19 protein-coding genes, 1 other RNA gene and 1 pseudogene are annotated in these 25,104 nt (G+C 65.9%); 10 read left to right on the forward strand and 11 right to left on the reverse strand.

The window, feature by feature from the left end; genetic code table 11:
• Nucleotides 1-38: 38 nt before the first annotated feature.
• Nucleotides 39-1,294, forward strand: a protein-coding gene (locus L1066_RS18830) for an IS3 family transposase (protein ID WP_235734405.1) whose coding sequence is annotated in 2 segments (ribosomal slippage) — nucleotides 39-324 and nucleotides 324-1,294 — 1,257 coding nt in all. Because the reading frame shifts where the segments join, the coding sequence is not laid out codon by codon here.
• Nucleotides 1,295-1,313: 19 nt separating this feature from the next.
• Here the strand turns inward: L1066_RS18830 and L1066_RS18835 are convergent.
• Nucleotides 1,314-1,754 carry a hypothetical protein gene (locus tag L1066_RS18835; protein WP_235737739.1) on the reverse strand — a complete coding sequence of 147 codons (441 nt, stop codon included), beginning with the start codon at nucleotides 1,752-1,754 and terminating at the stop codon, nucleotides 1,314-1,316.
• Between the two features lie 375 nt (nucleotides 1,755-2,129).
• The gene (locus L1066_RS18840; protein ID WP_235737740.1) at nucleotides 2,130-2,894 is read right to left on the reverse strand and encodes a hypothetical protein; all 765 of its coding nucleotides are present in this window, start codon (nucleotides 2,892-2,894) and stop codon (nucleotides 2,130-2,132) included.
• A 62-nt stretch (nucleotides 2,895-2,956) separates the two neighbouring features.
• Here L1066_RS18840 and L1066_RS18845 point away from each other — a divergent pair, with 62 nt between their 5' ends.
• From L1066_RS18845 to L1066_RS18855, 3 genes are all read left to right on the forward strand, one after another.
• A complete protein-coding gene (locus L1066_RS18845) occupies nucleotides 2,957-7,777 on the forward strand; it encodes a DEAD/DEAH box helicase (RefSeq protein WP_235737741.1) in 4,821 nt (1,606 codons plus the stop codon).
• Complete coding sequence (locus tag L1066_RS18850) at nucleotides 7,777-8,559, forward strand: GIY-YIG nuclease family protein (RefSeq protein WP_235737742.1); 783 nt, start codon at nucleotides 7,777-7,779, stop codon at nucleotides 8,557-8,559. The genes L1066_RS18845 and L1066_RS18850 overlap by 1 nt, the downstream gene beginning before the upstream one ends.
• A gap of 222 nt (nucleotides 8,560-8,781) precedes the next feature.
• Nucleotides 8,782-9,357: a hypothetical protein gene (locus L1066_RS18855; RefSeq protein WP_235737743.1), complete on the forward strand. Its 576-nt coding sequence runs from the start codon at nucleotides 8,782-8,784 to the stop codon at nucleotides 9,355-9,357.
• 408 nt (nucleotides 9,358-9,765) lie between these two features.
• Here L1066_RS18855 and L1066_RS18860 read toward each other — a convergent pair whose 3' ends face one another.
• Entirely contained in the window at nucleotides 9,766-10,173 is a 408-nt protein-coding gene (locus L1066_RS18860; protein ID WP_235737744.1) for a hypothetical protein, read from the reverse strand.
• A gap of 198 nt (nucleotides 10,174-10,371) precedes the next feature.
• Here L1066_RS18860 and L1066_RS18865 point away from each other — a divergent pair, with 198 nt between their 5' ends.
• Both L1066_RS18865 and L1066_RS18870 read left to right on the forward strand, forming a co-directional pair.
• The gene (locus L1066_RS18865) at nucleotides 10,372-12,432 is read left to right on the forward strand and encodes a hypothetical protein (RefSeq protein WP_235737745.1); all 2,061 of its coding nucleotides are present in this window, start codon (nucleotides 10,372-10,374) and stop codon (nucleotides 12,430-12,432) included.
• Between the two features lie 91 nt (nucleotides 12,433-12,523).
• Nucleotides 12,524-14,455 carry a transposase gene (locus L1066_RS18870; RefSeq protein WP_235737746.1) on the forward strand — a complete coding sequence of 644 codons (1,932 nt, stop codon included), beginning with the start codon at nucleotides 12,524-12,526 and terminating at the stop codon, nucleotides 14,453-14,455.
• A 140-nt stretch (nucleotides 14,456-14,595) separates the two neighbouring features.
• On the opposite strand, the gene ssrA is transcribed toward L1066_RS18870, so the two are convergent.
• Both ssrA and L1066_RS18880 read right to left on the reverse strand, forming a co-directional pair.
• Nucleotides 14,596-14,967, reverse strand: a transfer-messenger RNA (tmRNA) gene (gene ssrA, locus L1066_RS18875).
• Nucleotides 14,968-15,065: 98 nt separating this feature from the next.
• Complete coding sequence (locus L1066_RS18880; RefSeq protein WP_235737747.1) at nucleotides 15,066-15,473, reverse strand: hypothetical protein; 408 nt, start codon at nucleotides 15,471-15,473, stop codon at nucleotides 15,066-15,068.
• Nucleotides 15,474-15,677: 204 nt separating this feature from the next.
• Between L1066_RS18880 and L1066_RS18885 the strand changes: the two genes are divergently transcribed.
• Genes L1066_RS18885 through L1066_RS18895 form a run of 3 tightly spaced genes read left to right on the forward strand, consistent with a single transcriptional unit; the run spans nucleotide 15,678 to nucleotide 18,929 of the window.
• Nucleotides 15,678-17,279, forward strand: a complete 1,602-nt coding sequence (locus tag L1066_RS18885) for an acyl-CoA synthetase (RefSeq protein WP_235737748.1) — start codon at nucleotides 15,678-15,680, stop codon at nucleotides 17,277-17,279.
• Nucleotides 17,280-17,295: 16 nt separating this feature from the next.
• On the forward strand, nucleotides 17,296-18,099 hold the full coding sequence (locus L1066_RS18890) for an enoyl-CoA hydratase (protein ID WP_235737749.1): 804 nt from the start codon (nucleotides 17,296-17,298) through the stop codon (nucleotides 18,097-18,099).
• A gap of 59 nt (nucleotides 18,100-18,158) precedes the next feature.
• Complete coding sequence (locus tag L1066_RS18895; protein ID WP_235737750.1) at nucleotides 18,159-18,929, forward strand: crotonase/enoyl-CoA hydratase family protein; 771 nt, start codon at nucleotides 18,159-18,161, stop codon at nucleotides 18,927-18,929.
• Nucleotides 18,930-18,952: 23 nt separating this feature from the next.
• Here L1066_RS18895 and L1066_RS18900 read toward each other — a convergent pair whose 3' ends face one another.
• From L1066_RS18900 to ftsE, 5 genes and pseudogenes are all read right to left on the reverse strand, one after another.
• Nucleotides 18,953-19,843 carry an amidohydrolase family protein gene (locus tag L1066_RS18900; protein WP_235737751.1) on the reverse strand — a complete coding sequence of 297 codons (891 nt, stop codon included), beginning with the start codon at nucleotides 19,841-19,843 and terminating at the stop codon, nucleotides 18,953-18,955.
• The gene (gene smpB / locus L1066_RS18905) at nucleotides 19,840-20,316 is read right to left on the reverse strand and encodes an SsrA-binding protein SmpB (protein WP_235737752.1); all 477 of its coding nucleotides are present in this window, start codon (nucleotides 20,314-20,316) and stop codon (nucleotides 19,840-19,842) included. The genes L1066_RS18900 and smpB overlap by 4 nt, the downstream gene beginning before the upstream one ends.
• Before the next feature lie 56 nt (nucleotides 20,317-20,372).
• Nucleotides 20,373-21,644, reverse strand: coding sequence for a M23 family metallopeptidase (locus tag L1066_RS27995; RefSeq protein ID WP_235737753.1), 1,272 nt, complete (start codon nucleotides 21,642-21,644; stop codon nucleotides 20,373-20,375).
• A gap of 54 nt (nucleotides 21,645-21,698) precedes the next feature.
• The gene (ftsX, locus tag L1066_RS18915) at nucleotides 21,699-22,595 is read right to left on the reverse strand and encodes a permease-like cell division protein FtsX (RefSeq protein WP_235737754.1); all 897 of its coding nucleotides are present in this window, start codon (nucleotides 22,593-22,595) and stop codon (nucleotides 21,699-21,701) included.
• A gap of 5 nt (nucleotides 22,596-22,600) precedes the next feature.
• Nucleotides 22,601-23,289: pseudogene (gene ftsE / locus L1066_RS18920) on the reverse strand (cell division ATP-binding protein FtsE).
• Nucleotides 23,290-23,381: 92 nt separating this feature from the next.
• Between ftsE and L1066_RS18925 the strand changes: the two are divergent.
• Nucleotides 23,382-23,963, forward strand: a complete 582-nt coding sequence (locus L1066_RS18925; RefSeq protein ID WP_235737755.1) for a hypothetical protein — start codon at nucleotides 23,382-23,384, stop codon at nucleotides 23,961-23,963.
• Nucleotides 23,964-23,980: 17 nt separating this feature from the next.
• On the opposite strand, the gene prfB is transcribed toward L1066_RS18925, so the two are convergent.
• Nucleotides 23,981-25,099 carry a peptide chain release factor 2 gene (prfB, locus tag L1066_RS18930; RefSeq protein WP_235737756.1) on the reverse strand — a complete coding sequence of 373 codons (1,119 nt, stop codon included), beginning with the start codon at nucleotides 25,097-25,099 and terminating at the stop codon, nucleotides 23,981-23,983.
• Nucleotides 25,100-25,104: the final 5 nt, after the last annotated feature.

Raw genomic sequence — 25,104 nt, forward strand, 5'->3', positions numbered from 1 at the left:
TGAATCGCACTGGGTTTCGTTCCGCTTGATCAGTCAGGATGGGAACGATGGCCAGGTATACGAACGAGATGCGTGAGCGGGCAGTGCGGATGGTCGCTGAGGTCCGCCCGGAGCACCCGCACGAGACGGCAGCGTTGCGGCACGTCGCGGGGTTGCTGGGGATGAACGTCGAGACCCTGCGGCTGTGGGTCCACCGTGCTGAGGTCGACGCCGGGAAGCGGCCCGGGACCACGACGGATGAGGCGGAGGAGATCAAGCGCCTCAAGCGTGAGGTAGCCGAGCTCCGCAGGGCGAACGAGATCTTGAAGTCCGCCTCAGTGTTTTTCGCCAAGGAACTCGACCGCCCCACGACGAGATGATCCGCTACATCGACGAGCACAAGGATCAGTTCGGGGTCGAGGCCATCTGCCGGGTGCTGCGTCCGGCAGTTCGTGGGTTCATCACCTCCCGTGGCTACCGGGCCGCGAAGACCAGAGCCCCGTCGGCGCGGTCGTTGAAGGACGAGTTGCTGGTGCCGGAGATCGCCCGGTTGCACGTCGAGAACTACGGCGTCTACGGGGTCCGGAAGATGCACGCCCTGATGCGACGCCAGGGCTGGGAGATCGGTCGCGATCAGACCGCTCGGCTGATGAAACTCGCCGACGTTCGTGGGGTGAAGCGGTCGAAGAAGGTGTTCACCACGAAGCCGGATCCGGCGGCGGTGAAGCCGGCCGACTTGGTCCAACGGCGCTTCCACGCGCCCGCGCCGCGGCGGCTATGGGTTGCCGACATCACCTACGTCGCGACCTGGTCGGGGTTCGCCTACGTGGCGTTCGTGACCGACGTCTACTCACGCCGGATCGTCGGGTGGAACGTCGCCGCGACGTTGAAGGCCGACATCCTCCCCTTGCAGGCGCTCGACATGGCCGCGTGGGACGCAAAGCGCGAGGGCGCGGTCGATCTGACCGGGCTGGTCCATCACGCCGACCACGGCTCGAACTACCTCTCGATCGTCTACACCGACCGAATCGGCGAACTCGGCGCGAAGCCCTCCACGGGCACCGTCGGCGACTCCTTCGATAACGCGCTGGCCGAGGCCGTCAACGGGCTCTACAAGACCGAACTCATCAGACGGCGCGGGCCGTGGCGCACGATCGAGCAGGTCGAGCTCGCGACGCTGGAGTACGTGTGGTGGTGGAACAACCAACGCCTTCACGGGGAGCTCGACATGCGCACCCCGCTCGAGGTCGAGGCCGCGTACTACGCTGCCCAAGAATCATCCCGGCCAGCACTCGCTGTCCAAGGGAACGCATAGGAACGAAACCCAGTGCGATTCAACTCGCTTCGGACCAGGTCTTCACCTCCACTGCCAAGTCGCACACACGAGGGTTTGCCGGCTTCTTTGGCGGATGGACCTGAAACCGACGTACCCGGCGGTATCCAACTTCGGGGTCCAGGACCACCTCAGAGTCAGATGGCCACACCTCCAGACCATTCCGCATGAACGGCCCCGGAACGTCCTTCAGCACCACAACCGTGTCGCGATGTCCGTGTTCCGCCTCCCACGCCTCTATCGCAGCCGGCCATTGTTCGAATGCACGGATACGCCGTTCCAGTTCCCGTTGCACTTCACAGCCAACCTCTGCACCTTTCCGAAGTCGCTCATTTTCTCCGAGGTAAGCCTTGAACCTGGGGTGTTCGGGTATTTCGCGGCGTGCGTTCACGACCAAGTCGGCGGCACGCTGCTGGTAAGGCAGTTTGTAGAGAGGATCCACCCGGTCTCCGCAGCGAACAAACCACGCTTCGGCGGCATGCTCACCAAGTCTGCCGACTACCTGGCGCCGCAACGAGGGTCTGCCGTAGGTGCCAGCGTGATGTCGCGCGGCATCGTACGCCGCGAAAGCCCGAGGCAAGGGCTCGCCCTGATCAGCAGATTGTTCTCGCCAATCAACGGGGCTATCGGCAGTCAGGACTTCCATCCAAGCCTTCCGCACATCCTCAGCGGATATTTCGACGGAGGTTATCGAAGATCGATCCACGCATGCATCCTGACAGCATCAGTTGTCTGCTGGTTCGTCACACACGGATGCGCTGCTTGTAGGCGGATCTCCACGACCGTCGAAGCAATTCGCTTGGTCCCATGCGCACCCTCAGAGTGCGTCCTGCAGTCGGCTCACGCCGAGTTGGACGTAGCCGTTCAAGTCTTCCGCGTCAACGGTGCCACCCAAAGAGAAGGCTGTGGTGACAACCTGGCCACGCCCGATCCGCACGATGACGAAGTCGCCCACGTACTCGAAGGAGAAGCCACTGCTCTCGATCGGCATCGTGACGCGGAAAGCAACGCTCTCGTCCCCGTGCTGTTCGAAGGACAACTCGTTAACGGTGACCTCGCCGAGCTCGAGATCCTCGTCTTCGGCACCATCCTCCATGACCTTCTGCATCGACTTCGCCATGCAGTTTCGGTACTCCGGCCGACTGGTGACCTCGAATGCCTCCGCGAGCCAAGTTTCATCCCCGGCTACGCCGACCGTGTTTGAGATCTCGACGTCGTCGGGTGAGGTGAAGTCCGGAGAGTTCGCAGTCGCGTTGCTGTCGTCATACAGCTGGTCGTAGGGCACGCCGACGCAGGTCGCAATCTCCTTCTTTCCCTCATCGTCGTCGTCGTCCTCGTCCTTGGCCGGTTGGGCCTCCCAACCGGCGGGGAAGTCGGACAGCTGCAGGAGCGCGGTCTCGGCGATCTTTTGGTCTTCGAAGTTCGGCTCGACATCAGCCCTCAGAGTCGGCGAAGAGAGCTTTCCCCCTCGCGGGCACGATCGGGGTCGGAATCCGCGTTGTTTCCTCCGCAGGCTGAGTACGCCAGGAGGGCCGCGAGGATGAGGGCTGGCAACCGTTTCATGTGCAGCAAAGTAGGTCATGGCCCCGACACACGCTCGCCGATCGGACCAATCCCACCCGAACCGATACACCCGGACACCGCGTGCGAGAAGATGCCGGGGTGCCGACCACGATCCATGACCTTCTTGACCAGTTGCGCTCCACCGCCCTCGACGAGCGGGACAAGGGTGACCGGTTCGAGAGGCTGGTCCGTTCCTACCTGCTGACCGACCCGGAATGGACGGCAAAGTTCTCCGACGTCTGGCTGTGGTCGGACTGGGAGGGACGCCCCGCCGGGGTGCCGGACATCGGCGTGGATCTGGTCGCTGCCAACCGCGACAGTGACACATTCAGCGCGATCCAGTGCAAGTTCTACGACGAGGGCCAGAAGGTCTCCAAGGCCCACATCGACTCCTTCCTCGCGGCCACGATGCGCCCGGAGTTCCAGATCACCACGCGGTACGTGTTCGACACCTCCGCCGGGTGGACCGGCAACGTCGAGAAGGAAGTACAAGGGGTCGTCCAACGTGTCGACATCGGCTACCTCGACGACGCAGCCATCGACTGGGACCAATTCCGGTGGGAGACCCCTGAAGTAGTTGTCCCGACCGGCGCAAAGGAACTGTTCCCGCACCAAGCCCGCGCTCTGGAGAACGTCCGTGCCGGGTTCAACGCCCACAACCGCGGCAAGCTGATCATGGCCTGCGGCACCGGCAAGACCTTCACCTCCCTGCGTATCGCCGAGGACCTGGTCGGCGAGGGAGGTTCGGTGCTGTTCTTGGTGCCCTCGATCCAACTGTTGTCGCAGTCGCTGCGCGAATGGATGGCGAACACAACCCTCAGCATTCGCCCGTTCGCGGTCTGCTCCGACGTCCGGGTGGGCCGCCAGAACAGCGATGACGCCGACATGTCAACCATCGACCTCACCGAACCGGCCACCACCGACGCCACCACGCTGCTGGCCCGGATGAGCGTCGGCAAGTACGCCCAGCCGCGAATGACCGTGGTCTTCTCCACCTATCAGTCGATCGACGTCATCATCGAAGCCCAGAAGCAGGGGCTGGCCGCCTTCGACCTGGTCGTCTGCGACGAGGCACACCGCACAACCGGCGCCACCTTGGCCGGCCAGGACGACTCCGCGTTCGTGAAGGTCCACGATGCTCAGGCGCTGCGCGCGGCAAAGCGGCTGTACATGACCGCCACTCCCAGGGTGTTCGGTGACGAAGTCAAAGCACGGGCCAAGGACGCCGACGCAGTTCTGGCCGACATGGGCGACGAAACCATCTACGGCCCCGAGTTCCATCGTCTCGGGTTCGGCGACGCCGTCGAGATCGGCCGGCTCACCGACTACAAGGTGCTGGTGCTGGCCGTCGACGAGCAGTACGTCGCGGACAACTTCCAACAGGCCATGGCTGAGTCGGGCGAGATCAAACTGGACGACGCCGCAAAACTGATCGGCTGCTGGAACGGGCTGGCGAAAAACTTCGGCCCCACCGACGCCCTCGGCCACGACACCGGCACCGTCAACCGCGCACCGATGCGCACCGCGGTCGCCTTCGCCAAGGACATCCGCTCCTCCAAGGCCGCCACCGCAGCCTTCCCACCGCTGGTCGACCGCGCAATCATCGACCTCCCCGACGCCCGGACCCCGCTGAAGGTCGAGGCACGCCACGTCGACGGCACCATGCGGATCAGCGAACGCAACGCCCATCTCGCCTGGCTCAAGTCCAATCCCTCCGACACGACGTGCCGCATTCTCACCAACGCCAAGTGCCTCTCCGAAGGCGTCGACGTGCCCGCTCTCGACGCGGTGCTGTTCCTCACCCCACGCGGCTCACAGGTCGACGTCGTGCAGTCCGTTGGGCGGGTGATGCGCAAGGCGCCCGGCAAGGAGCTCGGCTACATCATCTTGCCCGTCGTGGTCCCCTCTGGAGTCGCACCCGAGGTTGCTTTGGCAGACAACGAGCGTTACAAGGTCGTGTGGCAAGTCCTCCAAGCCCTGCGCTCCCACGACGAGCGTTTCCACGCCCTGGTCAACAAGATCGAACTGAACAAGGCAAAGCCGACCGACAAGCTCGAAATCATCTCCATCACCACGCCCGTAGGCGACGGAGACCGCGACGGGGCCACCCCGCAGGAGGGCAAGGAGTACGCCCAAGGCGACACCACCCAAGCGTTCATGGAGTTCGCCACCGAGGCATTCCGCGACGCCATGTACGCCCGTATCGTCAAGAAGGTCGGCGAACGCCGCTACTGGGAGACCTGGGCCAAGGACGTCGCCGACATTGCAGCCGCTCACGTCACTCGTATCAACGGTCTCCTCGCCGACGTGAACTCGCCCCAGTCAGCCGAGTTCGAAGTGTTCCTCGCCGGCCTACGCGCCAACTTGAACGACAACATCTCCCGCGCTGAGGCGGTCGACATGTTGGCCCAGCACATGGTCACCCGGCCGATCTTCGAAGCGCTGTTCGACGGCTACGACTTTGCGACCACCAACCCCGTCGCCAAGATCATGGAACTGATGCTCGCCAGCCTCGACGAGCATCCCCTCGGCGCAGAGAACCAGACCCTCGAGGGGTTCTACGACTCTGTGCGCCGCAGGGTCGCCGGCGTCGACAACGCCGAAGGCAAGCAACGCATCCTCGTCGAGCTCTACGACAAGTTCTTCGCCGTCGCGTTCAAGAAAACCGTCGACAAACTCGGCATCGTCTACACCCCCATCGAGATCGTCGACTTCATCCTGCGCTCCGCTGACGCAGTGCTGCGCCAGGAGTTTGGCCAGGGCCTGACCGATGAGGGCGTGACGATTCTCGACCCCTTCACCGGCACCGGCACCTTCCTCGTCCGACTCCTCCAGTCCGGGCTAATCGAGCCGCACGACCTGGCGCGCAAGTACGCAACCGAGATGTACGCCTCCGAGATCCTGCTACTGGCCTACTACATCGCCTGCGTCAACATCGAGCAGACCTACGCCGAGCAGATCGCCGCCATTGACCCGACGCAGGCAGCGGAGCCGTTCAACGGCCTGATCCTCACCGACACGTTCCAGTCCTGGGAACCCCATGACAGAACAGATGACGAACTCTTCGTCGAGAACAACGCCCGCCTACAGCGGCTCAAGAACCTCGACATCACCGTCATCGTCGGCAACCCGCCCTACTCATCCGGACAAGACTCCGCCAACGACAACAACGCCAACGAGTCCTACCCCGCTTTGGATGCAGAGATCCGCGACACGTACGCGAAACTCTCCACGGCCACCAACAAGAACTCGCTCTACGACTCCTACATCCGCGCCATCAAGTGGGCCACGCTGCGGATCAAGGACCGCGGGGTCATCGCGTTCGTCACCAACGGCGGCTTCCTCGACTCCAACACTGCCGACGGCATGCGAAAGACCTTGGCGGACGAGTTCAGCGCCATCCACATCTACAACCTGCGCGGCAACCAACGCACCGCCGGCGAACAGTCCCGCAAGGAAGGCGGCAAGGTCTTCGGGGCAGGCAGCCGGGCCACGGTGGCGATCACGGTGCTCGTCAAAGACCCTGGCGCGACCGGCCCAACCAAAGTCCACTACAGCGAGGTGGGCGACTATCTCACCCGTGAGGAAAAGCTGGGCCAGGTCGCAGATAGCATCGACGTCACGAGGCTGGCGACGCTTGAGATTGAGCCGAACGAACACGGGGATTGGATCAACCAGCGGCGTGAAGACTTCGGCAATTTCCCGACTTTGTCTGCGGTCTTCGGCACCACGGCATACGGAGTGCTGACGTCCAGAGATTCGTGGGTGTATCAGTCTTCCGAAGCCGACTTGCTATCCAACGTCAAGGCATTTCTCAAAGCATTTCATGAGTCGGTCGCCACGGAGCAACGCGTCATGGATTCGCGGCGCATGAGTTGGTCTGAGTCCCTCGAGAAGGCCTGGGGCCAGCGACGGAGTCCAGCCTTGGATCCGAGCCAAGTACGCGTGGCGCTCTATCGGCCGTTCTTCCGGCAGTTCCTGTACTACGACGGTCTTCTGATCCATCGGCGGGGAGTCACACCCCGGTTGGCGCCAGTGCCGGAGGTCCGCAACCCCGGCTACTACGTACTGAACCCCGGGGCGGCGAAACCATTCAGCCTAGTCATGACCGAGATCGTCCCAGATGTCGCCTTGTTCGGCTCGAACTCTGGTCAATGGTGCACGCGCTACAGCTACGAACGCGTCGACGACTCCGGAATGTTGGATCTCGGAGACAGCGAGGAAGTCATCGACGGCTACCGACGGATCGACAACATCACAGATGACGCGCTCGCCCGATTCCAGGCCGCGTACCCCGGCCAAGCGATCTCCAAGGACGACATCTTCTTCTACGTCTACGGGCTGCTGCACTCAACGGAGTACCGCGAGACCTACGCAGCCGACCTGAGGAAGATGCTGCCGCGCATCCCGATGGTCCGTGACTTCGCGCGCTTCGCTGAAGCGGGGCGGCGCCTGTCCGATCTGCATGTGGGCTACGAGGCCGTTGGGCCGTATCCCCTCGAGGGCCTCGACGTGGAGCCGACTGGTGACCCGTATGACTTCTTCGCGGTGGGCGACAAGAAGATGAGGTTCGCAAAGCCCACTGCGGAGCAGAAGGCGGCGGGCGAGCGGCATGACCGCACGGTGATTTACTACAACGACCGGATCACGCTGTCAGGGATTCCCGACGACGCGTACCGCTACATGCTGGGCAGCAGGTCGGCGATCGAGTGGATCATCGACCGGTATTACGTGAAGACCGACAAGAAGTCCGGGATCGTGAACGATCCGAACGACTGGTCGCGTGAGGTGGGCGATCCTCGCTACATCGTGGACCTGTTGGCCCGGATTGTGACGGTGAGTGTGGAGACGCTGAAGATCGTCGACGGTCTGCCGCCGTTGGACATCATTGAAGGTGCCTGATGAGCGCCCCGTTGGACGGTGGGGAGTTGGCGGTGTTCGATCGGCGCGCGGAGGTCGAGGCCCTGCTGAGAGAGGACACCACGCTGTTGGGCCGCTACTGGGGCTATCTCCAGGAGGACCTGCCCAAGGAACAGATGGCTGAGCGTGAGGCCATCGAGACGACGGGTTGGACGAGCAACTATGCCTTCCTGCTCTCGGTAGTTCGCGATGGTGAGGTCACCACGAAGCCGTCGGTGGCGCGCGGAGCTGCGGGACGGCTGCGGGCGTGGTTGCGCAGCAAGCCGCTGAGTGAGCAGTTGCGTGAGGAGTTCACGAAGCAGGAGCGGGTGCTGGCCGCGGTTGCTGAGGACCGGGTGGCCCAGGCGAGCGAGGATGAGGAAGCACACCGTTCGACGGTGGAAGCCGAGAGCGCCAACGTCCCCGGGATCTACGTCTACACGTTGCCGCACTACCTGCGTCATCCATACGAACCGGACACCGGCCGGACCTTGCTGAAGGTGGGGCACTCCGCGGTGGATGCAGTTCACCGTGCCGGCGCGCAATCACGGTTCACCGCGTTGCCGGAGGATCCGGTGTTGTTGCGGGTCTACCCGTGTGCGCAGTCGTTGGTTGTGGAGCGGCGGTTCCATGCGTGGCTGGAGGACGCCGATCACCAGAGGCCGCGTTCGACGCGCGCTGGGCGCGAGTGGTTCGTGACCTCGACGAAGTTTCTGGACCGGGTTGCGAGGGTGATGGACCTTGAGGTGCAGGTGGTGAACGAGCTCGACGGATTCTTGGAGTGAGCGGGCCTCCTCCAGTCGCCTGCTCACACCTCGAGAGTTGTGCCATCCCGCCCGCCGCAAGCTACGCCCCTGCGGGGTGCACTGTGCCCCACGCGTTGGTGCTCCTCGTTCCCTAGCTCTGGCTAGGAGCTGCGGAGCGCCTGTTCAGCACCGGCCCAAATCCTGCTGGGGAACTTCGACAAGAAGTGCTCCGGCGGTTCCCGAGTCCGGCACGATGTCAGGGTGGATGTCTCTGGCGATGACTTGGTGCCGATGCTGGTGGATTGGAACTACCGCCAAGCCGAGCAGCGGCTGAGGTTCCAGGCGGATTCGGTCGACCTTGCCGAGGCGCGCGACCTGATTCTGTATCGGTGCTTGGCGCCCGAGGTAGAGCTGCCGGTCTTGCAGGAGGGCGTCCCAACGTCGTATGGCACCCCAGTGCCGTGGGTGGCCGCGCCGGCGATCGAACGTCCAGTGCTTGAGTTGTTGAGAGGTCCCAAGAGCACCTTTTTCAGCGTGGCTCGCGAGGGCCAGGTGTTCCCGAACTTCGTCAAAGGTTTCCATCTACGCAATCGGCGGATTCCAGTCGCGGGGTTGAGCCCGTTGCTCGACCACTTCGCGGAGCGTCTGCAGGATCATCGACGAAGCGACGGTGGTCGTCTCCAGTTCGCGAGCACTCGCCTGTTTGAAGGTGAGTTCCTCCGGGCGGGGTGTGGGCGATGCGGGCACCTGCTGGGGTTTGTCGTGGATGAGGGTCGGGATCCTGACCTCGGTTCAGCGGTCCTCTTCAGTAGCCTCAAGGCACCGTGTCACGACTGATCAAATGTGGCCGGTGGAGGCACGTTCAACGTTGTGCCGCCTCGCTTGACGCCGCTCCTCGCGATCTCCGGACATCCCGGGGCGGTTCAGACCTCGGCTTGCTGTTTCACCAGCATGTTGGCCCATGCCCCGCGGTGCTTGCAGGTGAACCCGAGACGAGGCGGGGCGGGCGACTGCGTATCACCTCCTTCTTGTCGCCTGCCCGACTCGCTTCGTTACTTCACGGGGCTGCGTGTTCTGTTGAGTTGTCAAGATGCCTGCCGAACCGGGATCTGGTTCGTGCGGATGCCCGGCGATGAGCATCAACGTCCGGCGAGGTGATCCGGAGCGCAATCCCTGCCATCACGGCCGGCACGCACGCGCGGAGGAGTCGGAGAGCCCATGGCTCTCCGACCCCTCGTGCCTAGTTCACGACGCCTCGGCGATCACCCGCATCGCCCACGCGTACTCGGTGGGCAGCGCGTCGGGGATCGACTTGGCGCGTTGGCACATCAGGCAGTGCGTCGGCGGCACATGTGGAGCGATGTGCAGCAGGGACGCCTCCCATGCGGCCATTCGGTCGAGGAGGGCAGCCCCCTCGTGGACACCGGTGAGGATGGCTGTCTCGGTGGCTTCGAGCAGTTCCAGGAGCTCTTCGCACTCGGGCAGATTGCCTCCGAGCGTGCCGTGGGCAGTGGCCATCGCGCATTGGCGGATGAGCTCCACCCAGTTGCGGATGAGCACCACCTCCGCGGCGAACGACCGGACCGTGCGCCCGACGGGGGCGGTGTAGGTCACACCCGAGGCGACGGGCTGTGACGGCTGGTTCTTCATCATGTGGCTCCAGCTGGCTCACCGCAGCACCGGGGCCGGGTGCCCCGACGTCTGCGGGGGTCTGAATCGTTTGTGACCCGACCCCGACAGTCGGTGCTGTTCGTGGCCCCACAAGAGGAAGGTCGAACCGGCATCGGTGCGCATTGCACGGAGGGGTGGCAGTGATTGGCGCTGCCCGAGCCACTCGGGACCGTCCGTCGCGTGAGCAAGCAGAAGCAGACCCAGAACACGGTCCCCTCGACCCGCCCCACCGCGAAGGCTTGGCACGACCGCGCCACGGGCGACCTCAGCACCTGGGCGGAGGGATACAACCCCAGCAGCGAGCGCGCCGCGGCCGTCTGGACGACGCACCGAGACCACCTCGCGCCCTGGATCTCGGCCGCGCCGGCCGCCGGTGTCACCGAAGCGCGACGCATCGCCAGCGCCGTCCTGGAACTCCTGGCGTGGTCACTGCCGCTCGTCAACGACCTCGATGAGGCGATGTCCGAGGACTCCCTCCAGCGGTTCGTGCGGGCAAACCCCACCAGTCTCGGAGATGGCGCCCTTGGCAACATCCGCGGTCGCGTACGCCGCGTCCTGAAGGCCCGCGCCGCGCTCGACGCCGGACACTCCACGCACGAGGCCGAGAACAGCAAGGCATCGGAGACCACGAACCGTCGGCCGAGCACGGCTGACGAGTCCGCGTCCACCCGCCCGCTCCCGCCCGTCTACACCGCGGAGGTCTGGTCCCTGCTGACGACGGCCGCGGAGGACGACGCAGTCCTTGCTGCGTCCCTCCAGAGCCCGGTCGGCCTGAGCACCACTGCGTGGACACACGCACGAGCGGTCGCCAAGGAACTGGGGGTCGACCTGACCAAGGCGCAGGTGCGGCGAACCCAGCACGTGCACGCGCTCAGCCACCCGATGGCCGCCCCTCTGTCGGCGGCGCTGCACGGGCTCGGAGCGACTCGCCGCACCGCCACCGAAGCAGCCCTCCTGCTGCCGACGGTCGACCAGGCGGTCTACCGCGAGATCTTGCGCGAAGGGACAGCCCCCGCGGCCGGAACGAGCAAAGACGATGCAGCTCTCCGCGGCGACTGCACCAGGACGTCACGGCAGCACAGTGAGGACCACCTCGGCACGACCGAGATCGAGGCACCCGTCCACCCCGCACCCGGAGGTTCGTCCACCGTGTCCACTAACCCGCACCACGCGTCACCTGAGAAATCCCACCCTGAAAACGGAACCCAGCCGGCCGCTCCGGCACGCCGCCGCCGAAAGCCCTCGGCCCGCCAGATGCGCTTGGCCGTAGCCGCGGCCAACGCCGAGCGTGAGACCAGGGCAGCGTCGCTGCCGGAGTCCATGCGGACCTACATCCGCGAGAATTACATCTCTCTCGAAGCGGACGTCCGCCCGCACTGGGCCCAGCTCAAGGGTGCTGTCGAGGCCACCTTGGCTGCCTCGTCGGTGCGTGGGGAAGACAGCATGCGCAAGCACGTGACCCACCTGGCCTACTTCTTTCACTGGGCACGCACTGTCGCACTCCCGCTGGAGCCCTCGACCCTCACCCGCACTAACGTCGGCCGTTACGACAGCGAAGTGCTGGTCGACGCTGGCGGTTCGACGCGCCAGACACGGCGTTCCCGCTTGATGGCGATGGCCGATCAGATCCACCCCGAAGATGCACCGGTCAAGGGGCCGCCCCTGGCTCACCGCAGCGTCGCCCCGCCGTACAGCCTGTCGGAGATGGCGGTCATCCGACGGGTGGCGCAGGTGCAGCCCACGAGGCAGCTGGTGCGTCAGATGTGCTTGCTGGTCGGCCTCGGCGCAGGCGCAGGCATCGACTCCACCGACATCAAGCGTCTACGGGAGAGCGACGTGACAGACCACGGCCCGGACACGGGCATCGAGGTCCACGTCACCAACCTCCGCCGCAGCAAGGACAACACCGAGAAGCGCAATCAGCGCACCGTGTGGGTCCTGCGCGAGTACGAGGACATGGTCCGCATCGGACTCGAGGGAGCCAAACGAGGACATCTCCTGCTCGGCCGGGACGCGGAACGCGCCAACGTGGCCGCCAGCGTCTTCGCGCGTGCCGTGCTGAGCAAGGAGGTGCCGGAGCTCGCGCAGGCGCGTCTGCGTTCCACGTGGCTGGCCACCCACCTGCAGCGCACCACTCCCCTCAACGTCCTGCTGCAGGCAGCCGGACTGACGACAGCCCGGACCCTCGTCGACCTCCTGGAACACCTGCCGAAGAGCGCGGACGCAGCCGTTCTCCGCTGACGGCTGGCTGGCGGGTGCGGCGATTGGCATCCACATCACCGGTCCTCACGGTCCCGGTCGTCCTTCAACCAAGACGACAGGAACAGAACCCATGTCCAGCCCGACCCCTACCGACGACTCGAACTTCGCAGAGGGAATCAACCCCACCCTCGCGCCGCTCATCGCGACGCACGACACCAAGGAGGCCAAGATCTCCGCCACGATCTCCGCCAAGATTCGTCTCCACCCCAACCTGCTTGCGCAGCTCGACGCTGCCTTCCTCCGCCACCACTGGCTCGTGAAGTCCACCGGCGTCGGCGAGCTCCTGGACCGCCACTGCCGTAGCTCGAACCGCGGCCGCAAGAAGCAGGGACTGGACGGCGCCCTCTACTACGCCCTCCAGCTGACCGCGGTCTTCACCACCGGGCAGGCCACTGTCGAGCAGATGTACGTCATCGCGCACTCCCTGCCCCTCGATACCCGGGTGAAGTTCAAGATCGTGGTCTACGAGAACAAGAAGAAGGTCCGCGAGCTCACCCGCAAGCAGCTGTACACGATGACCGAGGGCCTCGGGAAGAACCTCTCCTACACCACCGACTGCCTCACCGACACGGAGCGGCGAAGCCTCCAAGAGGAGGACCAGAAGGCGCTGCTTCGAGAGCGGCAGGCCGAGCGGCACGCGGTGGTGAACGACATCGTCACCCGGCTGTTGACGGGAACGCATCTCATCGACGTCGGGCACGGCACCTACGCCATCGACGACACCAGCATCTGGGCCTGGTCCAAGGCCCCACGCGGCTCTCGACACCAAGAGGGCGGCCAGGACCGTCCCCTCACCGACGAGGACAACACCCAGGCGCTCCCGCGCGACGCCTCCATCCAGGAGCCGTACGTCCAGGTGGCACCGGACATCCTCGCGGCGGCTGGCGAAGAGGCCGAGCGACGCAATCCAGCTTCGTGGCTCTGTCCTGACGCCGCCTGGGGTGGGAAGACCGCCAAGAGCGGGGCGCAGATCGGGATCTACGGTTACAAGGCCCACGTCGTCGTGAACACCAACGACCCCGCTCGCAAGGTCCCGCTGCCCGTCCTCATCCAGGCGCTCGAGCTCACTCCCGCAAACGCCGACATCGTCGAGGTGTCTCTGCGGCTCGTGGACCAGATCCGGGAGCGGGCCCCGTTCGTCCGTCTCATCGGTGACCGTCACTACGGCTACAAGCGCTACGACCGGTGGGCCATGGAGCTCTGGCGGCGCCGGGTCCACCAGGTCCTCGACCTGCGCGTCGACAAGCCCGGGGCCATGGACCAGTACGGCTCGAAGGTGCTCGACGGCCGCCCGCACTGCCCCGGCATGGCGCCCCACCTCGAGGCGTTGACTCCCTCAGACGACCCCACGGAGCAGGCTGAATTCCGGAACCAGATTGCCTACCGGGAGAAGTTCGCCCTGCGCATGGTCAAGGGCCCCCTGGCATCACCCACGACGACGGCTGCGGGTGAGGACGACCCCAAAGTGGGTGTCACCCGCTGGCAGTGCCCTGCGGTCGCCGGCACCGTGGGCTGCCCCCTGCGTCAGGGCACCGTGGTTTTGGCGCGACAGGTCGGAGCTCCCGTGGTTCCCAACCCTCCGCAGGCAGAGGCCCGGGAGCAACTGCCTGCCTGCTGCACCCAGCAGACGATCCAGATCGAGGCCGGTACGCCGATGAAGTACCTGCAAGAGGACTACTGGGGCAGCGAGCAGTGGGAGCTCGCCTACGCCCTGCGTTCGGCCGTCGAGGCGGTCTTCGGCAACATCAAGAACCGCGGCACTGAGGACGTACGGCGCGGGTTCGTCCAGGTCGTCGGCCTGCCGCTCGTCACGCTGGCGGTCGCTGCGGCAGCCGCCTGCTACAACATCCGCATCCTCGAGAAGCACAGCCGCGAGTCCGGCGAACGGATCAACAGCGCGCTGATGAACCACCCCCTCGACGGGGAGGTCATCGAAAGCCTGATCCTCCGCGGGGACGAGGTCTTCGAGCACGTCGAGCGACTCGAGCAGACGGCCGCCTGAGGACTCTTGACCCGACAACGAGAGGGCCCCAACCACGACCGTGGTTGGGGCCCTCTCGTTGTTCTGCTGGGACTGTTGGAGGTCTCCCGAGCAGTCCCTAATTCGGGAAACTGTTCGGGCCCATTTTGGGAAAGCCCTCGGCGTGGAGCTGGCGGGAATCGAACCCGCGTCCTAAAGCGCAGTGCCAGGTCTTCTCCGGGTGCAGTCTGCGATGTCGTCTTCTCAGTCCCGGCGCTCGCACAGACACGTCGCCGACAGACTCAGTCACGGAAAAGTCCCGATCACCCTCCGTGACACGGAGTGATCAGCAAGTCTCCTAAATGAGGCCTGGGTCCGGGACGGAGACGGATGCCCGGTCAGACCCTTCGATCACCGCAATCAGGCGGCGAGAGCGAAGTCGTTGCGCTTAGCGTTGGCAACTATTGGTTTCCAGCGATCGTTTACGAGATGACGCTGGCTTCTCGACCCGCTTCCCCTGGGACGTACGTCCCCAGTCGAAACCGATCAGCCCCTCTTGAGTTGTCAAACAAACTGCTCTCGCAGTCTACGGGGTGCAACACAGCGGGCGCGACCGGTATTCCGGCCACGCCCGCCGTGCGGAGCTGAAGGATCAGCGCATCGTGATGGTGCGGCTCTTCTTCGCCTTCTTGCCGACCTGCTTGACGGTCAACTTGAACTTGTCCTTGCCCGCGGTGTTGGGACGGGTGCGGTCGATGTCGACGACGTCGCCGTCGTCATCGCGGTCGGCGCGCCAGGTGCCCTTGGCGATCTTCTTGCCGTTGTGCTTCAGCACCACCTTCCACCTGGTGCCCGGCTTGGCGTCGTCGACGTCCACGTCGATGTCGTAGCGGCCATCGTCCAGGTCCACGCTGAAGTCGACGTCAGCACTGGCCACCCGGAAGTTGCGCTCCTTCTCAGGGCCGTCCGCGTGGGCCGGGGCCGAGAGCATGCCCAAGGCACCGGCGGTCAGGGCGCCAGCGGCAACGAGGGCGGTTGCGGTCTTGCGAATGCGGGACATTTCGGTCTCCTCCGAGTTGTGGTGTCCGTTTCGGGATGTGCACCACCTTCGGCCGTCGCCGTGAGACGACCGTGACAACCGGATGAGAACCCTCTCACCCGGGACCGGCTGGGCTCCCGGCCAGTGGCATTCCCCTGGGTTTGGGTGCAAGTTGATGGCGGAATACAACCAAAGACGTGTCCTGACTCACACCTGGAGACCCTTGTGGCGCTGACCATCGCCGACCTCTTCGAGCACGTCGTGGACGTGTGCCCCGACCGCACCGCGCTCATCATCGGGGACGAGCGGCTCACGTACGCCGAGCTCGAGGCCCGCAGCAACGCCTTCGCCCACCACTTGCTCGAGCAGGACATCCGCACCGGCGACCACGTCGGCCTCATGGCCCGCAACGTCACCGACCACGTCGTCGCGATGCTCGCGATCTTCAAGATCCGCGCTGTGCCGATCAACATCAACTACCGCTACGTGCCGGCAGAACTCTCCTACCTCCTCGACAACTCCGGCATGGTCGCGCTCATCCACGAACGGCAGTACACGCCCGTGCTCACCGAAGCCCTCGGAGAGCGCACCTTGCGTGCCGTGACGGTGATCGAGGACGACACGACCCACGTGCCGACGTACCCCACGACCGCGTGGGCGGAAGCAATGGCGGGCCAGTCCACCGATCGCGACTTCGAGGAGCGCTCCGCCGACGACATCTACATCGTCTACACGGGCGGCACCACCGGCTATCCGAAGGGAGTGATGTGGCGACACGAGGACGTGTGGCGCACCCTCGGAGGCGGCATCGACTTCGCCACCGGCGAGCGGCTGCACGAGCACAGCCAGTCACAACTGGCTGCTGCGACCGCGCACCCGCTGACCTGCATGCACCTCGGACCGATCATGCACGCCAACGGCCAGTGGGGCCTGCTGCTGCGGCTCTTCGGCGGCCACACCAACGTGCTGCTCCCCCGCTTCGACCCGGCGGAGATCTGGCAGACACTCGAGCGCGAGCGGGTGCAGACGATCTCGATGATCGGTGATGCCATGGCCCGCCCGCTCATCGAGGAGCACGACCGCGGTGAGTACGACGCGCGCACTCTGGCCGTCGTCACCAGCGCGGCAGCCATCCTCTCGACGGAGGTGAAGCAACGTTGGCTCCGCTCCTTCCCGGACCTCACCCTGATCGACATCATCGGCGCCTCCGAGACCGGCTTCACCGGCAACGGGACGGTCTCCCCCGACGGCACCGACCGTGGCACCCTCGTCAAGATCGGCCCCGAGACCGCGGTCGTCGACGAACAGCATCGCCTGCTCGACCCCGACACCGACATCGGCGCCGTCGGCCTGATGGCCCGCAGCGGCAGCATCCCCATCGGCTACCTGGGCGACCCGGAGAAGACTGCCCGCACCTTCCTCGAGATCGACGGCACCAGGTACGCCGTCCCCGGCGACTGGGTGCGCATCGAACCAGGGCGCCACCTCACCCTGCTGGGCCGCGGGTCCGGATGCATCAACACGGGCGGCGAGAAGGTATATCCCGAGGAGGTCGAGGTGGCCCTCAAGGCGCACCCCGGGGTCTATGACGCCTTGGTGTTCGCCCTCCCCGACCCGCGTTTCGGTCAGCAGGTCGCCGCCGTCGTCGAGCCGCGCCCCGGCGTCGAACTCGACCTGGAGGAGGTGCGCGCCCACCTGCGCGGTCACATCTCCGGCTACAAGATCCCCCGCACGATGCTCTCCGTGGACAGGGTCCCCCGCCATGTCACCGGCAAGGCCGACTACCGAACGGCGCAGGATCTCGCGGCGCCGCAGGTCCCGGCCTGAGAGCGGGTGGGTAGCGATGGACTTCGTCCTGATCGACCGGCCCGTGCCCTCCGTCGCCGTCGTCACCATGAATCGGCCGGAGCGGATGAATGCCATGGCGTTCGACGTGATGGTGCCGGTGCGCGACACGTTGCGCGAGATCGGCAACGACAACAGCATCAGAGCCGTGGTGCTGACCGGCGCGGGGGACGGGTTCAGCGCCGGGGCCGACCAGAAGTCCGCGGGCAGGCCGCCGCACACCGAGGGACTCACGCGGCCGACGTACGCCCTGCGCAGCCTGGAAGTGCTCGAGGACGTCATCCTCACGCTGCGTCGACTGCACCAGCCCGTGATCGCAGCCGTCAACGGCGCCGCCATCGGGGGCGGCCTCTGTCTGGCGCTCGCCTGCGACGTCCGGATCGCCTCCGACGCCGCCTACTTCCGGGCAGCCGGCATCAACAACGGACTGACCGCGAGTGAGCTGGGCCTGAGCTACCTGCTCCCCCGCACCGTGGGCCTGAGCCACGCCGCCGACATCATGCTGACCGGGCGGGACGTGCCGGCCGAGGAGGCCCTGCGGATCGGGCTCGTCTCCCGCCTTGTCGATCCGGTGGTCGACGAGGCGGTCGCGATGGGTGAGCGGATGGCGGAACTGTCGCTGCCGGGCATCGAGCTCACCAAGCGCTCCCTGCAGGCCGGTGTCGCCGCCACCTCGTTGGAGAACTACATGCCCAGCGAAGGTTTGGGGCAGCTCTACCTGCGGCTGCTCACCGACAACTTCGAGGAGGCCACCTTGGCCCGCAACGAGGGACGCAAGCCGGTCTTCCGCGACGACCGCTGACCCGGCAGGCTGGGCACAGGGTCGCCCGCTCGGGGCGACATGCTGACGAGGAGCTGACTGTGAGCACGACGGAGCACGGGATCCGGCTGGAGGTTGCCGAGGACGGAATCGCGTCGGTGACGCTGGACCGGCCCGCCAAGAAGAACGCCCTCGACCGAGTGATGTTCGACGGGATCGAGTCGACCATCGCCGAACTCAGGCAACGCGACGACGTGCGCGTGGTGGTGCTCCGCGGCGCCGGAGGCACGTTCTGCGCCGGCATCGACCTCGCCTTCCTCGGAAGCAACACGGAGGCACTCGACCTGGCGCCTCGTACCCACGGCATCGCCAACTACTTCCAACACGTGTGCTGGGGCTGGCGCGAGCTGCCGGTGCCGGTGATCGCGGCGATCGACGGTGTCTGTTTCGGCGGCGGTATGCAGGTCGCGGCGGGCGCAGACATCCGGATCGCGGCGCCGGACGCCCGACTCGCGGTCATGGAGGCACGATGGGGTTTGGTGCCCGACATGGCCGGCTTCCCGCTGCTGCGCGGCGTGGTGCGCCCCGACGTGCTGCGCGAGCTGGTCTACACCGGACGGGAGGTCAGCGGCACGGACGCCGTCGCGCTGGGCCTGGCCACGCGTACGGCGGCCGACCCTCATGCTGCCGCGCTCGAGCTCGCCCATGACATCGCCGAGCGGAGTGTTGCCGGGGTGCGTGCCGCCAAGCGCCTACTGGGCCTGGCGATCGACGAGGCGGTGGCGGTGGAACCACTGCTGGTGGCCGAATCGGTCGAGCAGGAGGCGCTGCTGCGCTCCCCGGAGTTCATGGCTCGGCTGACCGGACGCTGACTCGAGTCAGCCCACCTGCCTGCTCAATCGCCGAAGAGTGCTGCGGCGTTGCCCCACAGCACTGCTCGCAGCCAGGCGTCGTCGATGCCCTGGTGCCGGTCGGTCAGCGCAGTCAGCACGTCGATCTGCTCGGACCAGGCGTAGGGGATGTTGGGGAAGTCGGAACCCAGCAGCACCTTGTCGCGCAGGGCCGCCAGCCGCGGCAACAGGTCGCCCGGGAACTCACCGCCCATCTCGTTGAAGAAGCTCGTGAACGCCATCGTGGTGTCGAGCCGTACATGCTCGTGGCGTTCGGCCATCGTCAGGAAGTCTTCGTACTCCGGCGCCCCGAGATGCGCGATCACCAGCGGCAGCGTCGGGTGCCGGTGCAGCAGCTCCGCCACCGGTTGCGGTCCGGTGAACTCCGTGCCCACCGGTCCGGACCCGGCGTGGAGGATCACCGGGGTGCCGGCGTCGGCGATCAGTCCCCATGCCTTGTCGAGCAGTGGGTCGGTGACATGGAAGGCACCGACCTGGACATGCACCTTCCAGAGCTGCACGCCCTCTGCGAGCCGCGTGGCGACGTACTCCGCCGCCTCGGGCTCGGGATAGAAGGTGCCGCACCGCAGGGCAGCGGGAAACCGCTGCGCGAATCCGACGGACCACTCGTTGAGGAAGTCCGCCATGCCGGGCTTGTGGGCATAGGTGAGCTGCGAGAAGCGCTTGACGCCGAATCCCTCCAGGGTGGCGACGAGCTCGTCGTCGGTGCCGCGGTACTTGATCGGCCAGGGGCGCCCGATCAACGGCCCGGCGGTCTCGAAGACCGCACGCACCTTGGTGCCCATCGGCTCCGGGTAGAAGTGCGTGTGCACGTCGAAGACACCGGGGATGCCGAGGGTCTCGACGAGCTCACGCACCGGAGCGGGCTCCGTCATCGCATGCCCTTGAGGCGGCGACCGATCTCCTGCTCCTTCTCGCGGTTGGCCTGCCGCTCGGCGATCGTGTGCCGCTTGTCCCACTGCTTCTTGCCTCGGGCCAGCGCGATCTCGACCTTGGCCCGGCCGTCCTTGAAGTAGAGCGAGAGCGGGATGAGCGTGTAGCCCTTCTCCACCAGCTTCTTCTCGATCTTGTTGATCTCGACTCGGTTGAGGAGCAGCTTCCTCTTGCGTCGCGACATGTGGTTGGTCCACGTGCCCTGGCTGTATTCGGGGATGTGCACGTTGTGCAGCCAGGCCTCGCCGCCATCGATCTCACCGAACCCGTCGACCAGGTTGGCGCGACCAGCCCGCAACGACTTCACCTCGGTGCCGACCAGGACGAGCCCGGCCTCCCAGGTGTCGTCGATGTGGTAGTCGTGGCGCGCCTTCTTGTTCTGGGCGATCACCTTCGTGCCCTGCTCCCTGACCATGGGCCAAGTCTCTCAGGTGTGGCAACCGGAATTCACCGGAGGCTCGGGCGCGAAGTTCAGAGCCAGTTCATCGGGTTGACCGGGGAGCCGTTGACCATCACCGTGAAGTGGAGGTGGCAGCCGGTCGACCAGCCGGTGGTGCCGACGTAGCCGATGACCTGACCACGCTTGACCTTCTGGCCGACGCTGACGGTGTAGTTCGACGCGTGGTTGTAGATCGAGGCCAGACCGACGCCCTTGACGTTGCCGTGGTCGAGGATCAGGCGGTTGCCCCAGGCGGTCTGGAAGTACTCGGAGATCACGGTGCCGTCGGCGGTGGCGAGGAGCGGCGCTCCGCAGCCGCCGGTGCCGAAGTCGGTGCCGTCGTGGAGGCTGCGATAGCCATAGATCGGGTGCGTCCGCATGCCGTACGACGAGGTGACGTAGCCGCCCTTGACCGGGTAGCTGAGGAATCCGCCCGAGTTGTTCGCGGTGGTGCGGGACGTGTTGCCGTTCTGCTTCCTGGCACGCTCACGCAGCATCCGCTCGATCCGCTTCTGGTCCGCCTCGAGTGCTCGCAACGTCTTGGCGTCGCGGGCCCTGACCTTCTCAGCCCTGCGCGTCGCATCGCGACTGTCGGACACGAGCTCGGCGACGGAGGCCTTCTCTGCCGCAGCCTGCGCCTCGAGCTTCTTCATGAGCTCGAGATTGGCTGCAGCTTCCTGGCGACGCACCTTCACGTCGTCACGCTGCTCCTTGACCTCGTCGCGTCGTACGCCGAGCAGCACCTCGGCAGCCTCCAGTTCGGCCAGCTGGGTGTCCTGCTCCTGGAGCGAGTCCCGGGTTGCTGCCTGGACCCTGGCCACGTCGCCGAGGTCCTCGGCGTTGAGGAGCGCCGCGAAGCCCTCCATCGTGGGATCGCCAGCTTCGTAGGCGTCGGCGAACATGCGATCGACGTTGCCCTGCTGGTCACGCACGTCCTGACGACCGGACTTCAGGTCGGCAACGGCCTGCGTGAGGTCGGCCTCGGCCTGGACCAGCTCCGCCTGCATCTTCTGGTCGAGCACCCGGGCGGTGTCGAGCTTGCCGCGGGTACTGGCCAGCTTGCTCCGCGCCGCGGCGAGCTGCGCCTGCGAACGCTCCAGGTGCTTGGTGGCGCGACGCAGCGCGGCGCTGGAGTGCTCGAGGTCGTCGTGAGCGTGCTCGAGCTCCTTCTTGACCTCGCGCTGCTTGTCCTTGAGGTCGTCGGCGAACGCGAGCGGGGCGAGGGCGACGCCGAGGACCGTCAGGATGGCCGCGAAAAGGGCCACCGTCCGGTGCCGACGCTCGCTGGGGAAGAGGCGAGCCACGGGTGAGACCTTTGTGTCCGGGGAAGTGAACGCCTTGACGTTAGACCACGACGGTCAGACTTTGAGGTATTTCCTCGTCAGTACGAGTGTCGGAAGCACCGTGAGCAGCGGACCGATGATCGCGAGCCAGCCGACTGCGCCCAGGTAGTCGGCCGAATCGACCCATGGCATGAAGCGCAGGCTGTCGGAGAGCCGATCATGCACACCGAACCTCATGAACGCTCCCAGGGCACCGGCGGCGAGCGCGACTCCGATCACCGCAGTCACCAGTGCCTCCAGCAGGAAGGGCAGCGAGATGTAGAGGCTCGAGGCACCGACCAGCCGCATGATGCCGATCTCCCGCCGGCGGGCGAAGGCCGCCAGGCGGATCGTGTTGGCCACCAACAGCAGCGCCGCCAGGATCAGGAACCCGCCGATCGCGAGGGAGCCGTACTTGAACGCGTTGATCGTCGAATAGATCGGGTCGAGGATCTTCTTGGCGGTGAAGACCGAATGCACACCGGGAAGCGTCTGGACGGAGCTGACCACGCTGTCGTAGTCGCGCGGGTCCTTGAGGGTCACCCAGATCGAGGAGTGCATCGCGTCGGGCGAAGAGATCCGGAAGTTGTCGCCCATGAGCTCCTTGGAGCGGTCGAAGGCAACCTGCTGCGACTCCTCGTACCAGCTCTTGACGTGACCGTTGTCCTCGATCGCGTCCACGATCGCGGCCTTCTCGGCGTCGGAGACTGCACCGACACAACCGACCTCGCCGCGGGCACCGTTGCAGAGATAGATCGTCGCCTGGAGCTTGGAACCGAAGTAGTCCTCGGTCTTCTGCGCCTGCGAGTTGAGCAGGATGCCGAGCCCGACGAGGGTCAGGGAGACGAAGAGGGTCAGCACCACCGCGATGTGCATCGTGAGGTTGCGGCGCAACCCCTGGCGGAGCTCGGAAAAGACGTGTCGAAGCTGCATGTCTCTCAGTTCTGGTTGCCGTAGATGCCACTGGACTCGTCGCGCACGACGTGGCCGTCCTCGAGCTCGATGACCCGCTTGCGCATCTGGTCGACGATGCTCGCGTCGTGGGTGGCCATGAGCACGGTGGTGCCGGTCCGGTTGATCCGGTCCAGCAGCTTCATGATCCCGATCGAGGAGGTCGGGTCGAGGTTTCCGGTGGGCTCGTCGGCGATGAGGATCTTGGGACGATTGACGAAGGCCCGAGCAAGGGCGACTCGTTGCTGTTCTCCGCCGGAGAGCTCGTCGGGCAGGCGGTCGGCCTTGCCCTCGAGGCCGACCAGCTCCAGCGTCTCGGGAACGAGCTTGTCGATCTGCGAACGCGACTTGCCGATCACCTGCAGGGCGAAGCCGACGTTCTCGGCAACGGTCTTGTTCTGCAGCAGCCGGAAGTCCTGGAAGACGGTGCCGATCTGGCGGCGCAGCCGCGGCACCTTCCACGAGGCGAGGCGATTGATCTCCTTGCCGGCGACGTGCACCTTGCCCGAGGTCGGGCGGTACTCGCGGAGGATGAGCCGCAGGAAGGTCGACTTGCCGGAGCCCGACTGGCCGACGAGGAAGACGAACTCCCCTTCTCGATGTCGACCGACACCTCCTCAAGGGCGGCTCGGGTCTGTCCCGGGTAGGTCTTGACAACCTTTTCGAAGCGGATCACTGGACGGAGTTTAGTGGTCGCGGCCAAGGGCGCGGGGAGGCAGGCCGTGCGCGTGGTGCCTGCCGCCGACCGGTCCCCGTAGGCTGCTGTTCGTGTCCCGGCCACTCCCCCTGCTCATCGCCGCCGCGCTCGCCCTCACCCTCGGCGCGTGCTCCGGATCCGACGAGCCCGACTCCGAGACACCGCTGCCCACGATCGAGTCGGCCCGCAATGCCGAACTCCCGGTGCGCCCGGGTGACTTCTGCGAACGGATCGACGAGCGTGCCGTCGAGGCCGTCGTCGGGGAGGAGCCGGAGAGCGCCCACTACGGCAACGGCGAGAAGGCCGAGATCGCCCCCGGCGTCACCGACGTCGCCCACGAGTTCGGCTGCGTCTTCACCTCGACCACGGGCAGCCAGGCCCGCGCCTGGGTGGCTGTCCCCCCGGTGACGGCAGCACAGGCCGCGAAGATCGCGCCCGGCAGGAAGTGCACCGACGCAGGTGTCGGACTCGGCGAGCCCGGATTCGCCGCGACGTGTACGACGAAGCACGGCACCACGACGACGCTTGCGGGCCTCTACACCGACACCTGGTTCGGCTGCTCGCTCACCGAGCAGGAGCCGACCACCACCACGACGGAACGGCTGGAGCGGTGGTGCGCGGCCGCCGTACAGGCAGCAGCGACAGCCGACTGAGCGTCACCCGCGAGGGATCAGTTGGCCTCGGCCTTGTCGGCGCCACGACGCCACCGGATGCCGGCCTCGAGGAAGTCACCGAGGTCACCGTCGAAGACCGACTGCGGGTTGCCGGACTCGAAGCCGGTGCGCAGGTCCTTGACGACCTGGTAGGGGTTGAGCACGTAGTTGCGCATCTGGTCACCCCAGCTGGCCTGCACGTCCCCGCGCATCTCGTCGAGGTGGGCCTTCTCCTCGGCCTTCTTGAGCGCGAGCAGCTTGGCCTTGAGGACGACCATGGCGCTGGCCTTGTTCTGCAGCTGGCTCTTCTCGTTCTGGCAGCTGACCACCGTCCCGGTCGGGATGTGGGTCAGGCGGACCGCCGAGTCGGTGGTGTTGACCGACTGGCCGCCCGGGCCACCCGAGCGGTAGACATCGACGCGGATCTCCTCGTCGGGCACGTCGATCTCATCGGTCTGCTCGAGCACGGGCACGACCTCCACGGCCGCGAAGCTGGTCTGGCGACGGCCCTGGTTGTCGAAGGGGCTGATCCGCACGAGGCGGTGGGTGCCGGCCTCCACCGAGAGGGTGCCGTAGGCGTAGGGGGCCTTCACAGCGAAGGTCGCCGACTTGATGCCGGCCTCCTCTGCGTAGGAGGTGTCGTAGACCTCGACGGGGTAGTCGTGCTGCTCTGCCCAGCGCACATACATGCGCATGAGCATCTCGGCGAAGTCGGCAGCATCGACGCCACCCGCACCGGAACGAATGGTCACGAGCGCCTCGCGGGCGTCGTACTCACCCGACAGGAGGGTGCGGACCTCCAGCGCCTCGACGGACTTGCGGATACGTGCCAGCTCCGCCTCGGCCTCCTCCAAGGAGTCGGCGTCGCCCTCCTCCTGGCCGAGCTCGACGAGGATGCCGAGGTCTTCGATGCGCTCCTCCAGCGAGGTGAAGCGCTCGAGCTCCCCGTTGAGGGTGGAGAGACGGCCGGTGACGCGTTGTGCGTTCTCCTGGTTGTCCCAGAGGTCTGGGGCACCAACCTGGTCCTCGAGGTCATCGATCTCGACGCGCATGGCGTCGACGTCGAGCACCTGCTCGATCGTCTTCATCGTTGCGCGGAGTTGCTTGATCTCTTGGTCGAAGTCTGGGCCAGCCACAGACG

The organism is Nocardioides alcanivorans (assembly GCF_021555175.1).
Classification (GTDB): Bacteria; Actinomycetota; Actinomycetes; order Propionibacteriales; family Nocardioidaceae; genus Nocardioides; species Nocardioides alcanivorans.